The organism is Pseudomonas sp. SDO55104_S430 (genome assembly GCF_054070595.1).
In genome coordinates this window covers 1-3737 of sequence record NZ_JBSVXG010000368.1, presented here as the reverse complement: position 1 = coordinate 3737, position 3737 = coordinate 1, and the positions used below count along the sequence as shown (strand labels likewise).

Genomic DNA, 3737 nt, shown 5'->3' with positions numbered 1-3737 from the left:
ACATCTATGCTGAATGACAAAACCCCATCGCGAGCAGGCTCGCTCCCACAGGGTTGGTCAGTGTTCTGCAGAAATCACTCCAAAAGCGACCTCCACCTGTACTGAAAGCGCTACAGCGGAACGATATCGCTACACCCCTCTCCGATCACGGCTGCGCAAGGCTTTGATCCACTTCAGCTTTTTTCTGCCCTCGCCCCTGTAGCGATTTCGCTACAGCCCATAAATTAATTCCCACGAAAAATCAGATTAACTTATTGATTTATAACGATAAAAACAGATTGGCCGCGTTCTTGCTTAATACCCAGTCATAAATCAGGGCATCTGCCCAAGCATTCCACCGCGTCCACCAGACGAGTCTGGCCCCCTAGGAGTTTCCATGAGCGAATTGCGTTTTACTGAAGATCACGAATGGCTGCGCGCCGAAGCTGACGGTTCGGTCACCGTCGGTATTACTGCCTTCGCCCAGAACGCATTGGGCGACGTGGTTTTCGTACAACTGCCTGAGCTGCAGTCCTACGACAAAGGCGCTGAAGCCGCCACCGTGGAATCGGTAAAAGCCGCCAGCGGCGTCTACATGCCGCTGGACGGCGAAGTACTGGAAGTGAACCCGGCGCTGGACAGCGCTCCGGAACTGGTCAACGAAGATCCGCTGGGCGAAGGCTGGTTCTTCCGCTTCAAGCCGGCCGACGCTTCGGCTGTCGCCAAACTGTTGGATCAGGACGCCTACGACCGTCTGATCAAAGCCCAAGCCGAAGCCTGAGGAGCATGAACATGACTCAAGTCAACCTGACCACCGCCAACGAATTCATTGCCCGCCACATCGGCCCTCGCGCCGGTGACGAGCAGGCCATGCTCAACAGCCTGGGCTTCGACTCCCTGGAAGCCCTGAGCGCCAGCGTCATCCCGGACAGCATCAAAGGCACCAGCGTCCTCGGCCTCGAAGACGGCCTGAGCGAAGCCGATGCCCTGGCCCTGATCAAGTCCATCGCCGGCAAGAACCAGCTGTTCAAGACCTTCATCGGCCAGGGTTACTACGGCACTCACACGCCGTCGCCGATCCTGCGCAACCTGCTGGAAAACCCGGCCTGGTACACCGCCTACACCCCCTACCAGCCGGAAATTTCCCAGGGCCGTCTCGAAGCGCTGCTGAACTTCCAGACCCTGATCAGCGACCTCACCGGCCTGCCGATCGCCAACGCTTCCCTGCTCGACGAAGCCACCGCCGCCGCCGAAGCCATGACCTTCTGCAAGCGCCTGAGCAAGAACAAGGGCAGCCATAAATTCTTCGCTTCCGTGCACTGCCACCCGCAGACCCTCGATGTGCTGCGCACCCGTGCCGAGCCGTTGGGCATCGACGTAGTCGTTGGCGACGAGCTTGAACTGACTGACGTGACGCCATTCTTCGGCGCACTGCTGCAGTACCCGGCGAGCAACGGTGACCTGTTCGACTACCGCGAGCTGACCGAGCGTTTCCACGCCGCCAATGCCCTGGTGGCGGTGGCCGCCGATCTGCTGGCGTTGACCCTGCTGAGCCCGCCGGGCGAATTCGGCGCCGACGTGGCCATCGGCAGCGCACAGCGCTTCGGCGTGCCGCTGGGCTTCGGTGGTCCGCACGCGGCGTATTTCTCCACCAAGGATGCATTCAAGCGCGACATGCCGGGCCGTCTGGTCGGCGTCTCCGTGGACCGTTTCGGCAAGCCGGCCCTGCGCCTGGCGATGCAGACCCGCGAACAACACATCCGCCGCGAGAAGGCCACCAGCAACATCTGCACCGCGCAGGTACTGCTGGCCAACATCGCCAGCATGTATGCCGTTTATCACGGTCCGAAAGGCCTGACGCAGATCGCTCAGCGTGTGCACCAGCTGACGGCGATTCTGGCCAAAGGCTTGAGCTCTCTCGGTCTTCAAGTTGAACAAGCCAGCTTCTTCGACACCCTGACCCTGAACACCGGCGCCACCACCGCCCAGCTTCATGAAAAAGCACGCGCCCAGCAGATCAACCTGCGCGTGGTCGACGCCGAACGTCTGGGCCTGTCCCTCGACGAAACCAGCACCCAGGCCGACGTCGAAACCCTGTGGGCGCTGCTGGCCGAAGGCAAGGCGCTGCCGGACTTCGCCGCCCTCGCCGCTTCGGTCGCCGCGACCATCCCGTCCGCGCTGGTGCGTCAATCGCCGATCCTCAGCCACCCGGTGTTCAATCGTTATCACTCGGAAACCGAGCTGATGCGCTACCTGCGCAAGCTCGCCGACAAGGACCTGGCACTGGACCGCACCATGATCCCGCTGGGTTCGTGCACCATGAAGCTCAACGCCGCCAGCGAAATGATCCCGGTGACCTGGGCCGAGTTCGGCACCCTGCACCCGTTCGCCCCGGCCGAGCAGAGCGCCGGCTACCAGCAGCTGACCGACGAGCTGGAAGCGATGCTCTGCGCCGCCACCGGTTACGACTCGATCTCGCTGCAACCGAACGCCGGTTCTCAGGGTGAATATGCGGGCCTGCTGGCCATCCGCGCCTACCACCAGAGCCGTGGCGAAGATCGTCGCGACATCTGCCTGATCCCGTCCTCGGCCCACGGCACCAACCCAGCTACCGCCCAGATGGCCGGCATGCGCGTCGTCGTCACCGCTTGCGACGCCCGTGGTAACGTCGACATCGAAGACCTGCGCGCCAAGGCCATCGAGCACCGCGAACACCTCGCCGCGCTGATGATCACCTACCCGTCGACCCACGGCGTGTTCGAGGAAGGCATCCGCGAAATCTGCGCCATCGTTCACGACAACGGCGGCCAGGTGTACATCGACGGCGCCAACATGAACGCCATGGTCGGCCTCTGCGCCCCAGGCAAGTTCGGCGGCGACGTGTCGCACCTCAACCTGCACAAGACCTTCTGCATTCCACACGGCGGTGGCGGTCCGGGCGTTGGTCCGATCGGTGTGAAATCGCACCTGACGCCGTTCCTGCCGGGTCACGCTCAGATGGAGCGCAAGGAAGGCGCGGTCTGCGCGGCACCATTCGGCAGCGCGAGCATCCTGCCGATCACCTGGATGTACATCCGCATGATGGGCGGCGCTGGCCTCAAGCGCGCCTCGCAGTTGGCGATCCTCAACGCCAACTACATCTCCCGTCGTCTGGAAGAGCATTACCCAGTGCTGTACACCGGCAGCAACGGTCTGGTGGCGCATGAGTGCATCCTGGATCTGCGTCCGTTGAAAGACAGCAGCGGCATCAGCGTCGACGACGTGGCCAAGCGCCTGATCGACTTCGGCTTCCACGCCCCGACCATGTCGTTCCCGGTGGCCGGCACGCTGATGATCGAGCCGACCGAGAGCGAATCCAAGGAAGAGCTGGACCGCTTCTGCGACGCCATGATCCGCATCCGCGAAGAAATCCGCGCGGTGGAAAACGGCACGTTGGACAAGGACGACAACCCGCTGAAAAACGCCCCGCACACCGCCGCGGAACTGGTCGGCGAGTGGTCGCACCCGTACAGCCGCGAGCAGGCGGTGTATCCGGTGGCGTCCCTGATCGAAGCCAAGTACTGGCCGCCGGTCGGTCGGGTCGACAACGTGTTTGGCGACCGCAACCTGGTTTGCGCTTGCCCGTCGATCGAAAGCTACGCTTAAACAGATGCGGGGCGGTAAACCCGCCCCAATCAAGAACACCACAAAACCTGTGGGAGCTGGCTTGCCTGCGATGGCGGTGCGTCAGGTAACCGCGATGTCGACTGATCCACCGC

The 3737-nt window shown here is 62.5% G+C and carries 2 protein-coding genes; both read left to right on the top strand.

The genetic code is table 11. From position 1 onward, the window contains the following. Window positions 1-376: 376 nt before the first annotated feature. Window positions 377-760, top strand: coding sequence for a glycine cleavage system protein GcvH (gcvH, locus tag ACW9JE_RS29500; protein WP_175380561.1), 384 nt, complete (start codon window positions 377-379; stop codon window positions 758-760). An 11-nt stretch (window positions 761-771) separates the two neighbouring features. Beyond that, on the top strand, window positions 772-3624 hold the full coding sequence (gene gcvP, locus ACW9JE_RS29495; protein ID WP_457434768.1) for an aminomethyl-transferring glycine dehydrogenase: 2853 nt from the start codon (window positions 772-774) through the stop codon (window positions 3622-3624). Window positions 3625-3737: the final 113 nt, after the last annotated feature.

What these genes read in the sequence shown, in the direction of transcription:
- gcvP (WP_457434768.1), top strand. Translation starts at nt 772, where the DNA reads ATGACTCAAGTCAACCTGACCACCGCCAACGAATTCATTGCCCGCCAC.
- gcvH (WP_175380561.1), top strand. Translation starts at nt 377, where the DNA reads ATGAGCGAATTGCGTTTTACTGAAGATCACGAATGGCTGCGCGCCGAA.